This is a genomic window from Xanthomonas cissicola, assembly GCF_008801575.1.
In the GTDB taxonomy this organism is placed as follows: domain Bacteria; phylum Pseudomonadota; class Gammaproteobacteria; order Xanthomonadales; family Xanthomonadaceae; genus Xanthomonas; species Xanthomonas cissicola.
In genome coordinates, this window is record NZ_VZPL01000247.1 from 1 (window position 1) to 450 (window position 450).

Consider the following 450-nt stretch of genomic DNA (forward strand, 5'->3'; position numbering starts at 1 on the left):
GCTGCGCTGGATCGCCTTTTTGCGTGCCTGGTTGCAGGTGGTGCGGGAGCGTTCCTCAACGTGCTCAAGCACTATGCGGCTCGCAAACATGGCAATGGAGGTTTGACAGGGGTTTTTCAGGGACGACTATTGATCTTTGCGAAATCTTGAGTCAGAACTGATGAAATCTGACTCAGGAAACACACATGGCCATCCATCACACCCGCATCAAAACTTACAGCCGAGCAAAAGGCCATTCCGCAATTGCCGCAGCAGCCTATCGAGGTGGTTATCTGCTCACCGATCCCCGATCAGGTGCTCGCCACGACTACCGGGGTAGGGCGGGCATCATCCAATCGCGTTGCATGGCGCCAACTGGCTCACCGGCATGGGCCTATGACCCACAGGCGCTTTGGGCGGCTGCAGAAGCGGCGGAGCGACGGCACAACAGCACGGTGTGCCGAGATTTCG

Annotated in this window: 1 protein-coding gene; it reads left to right on the forward strand. The window is 57.6% G+C overall.

Annotated elements, in window-relative coordinates:
- Positions 1 to 185: 185 nt before the first annotated feature.
- The coding region (locus F7R02_RS25895; protein ID WP_167521114.1) for a MobA/MobL family protein at positions 186 to 450 on the forward strand (265 nt) is incomplete at its 3' end.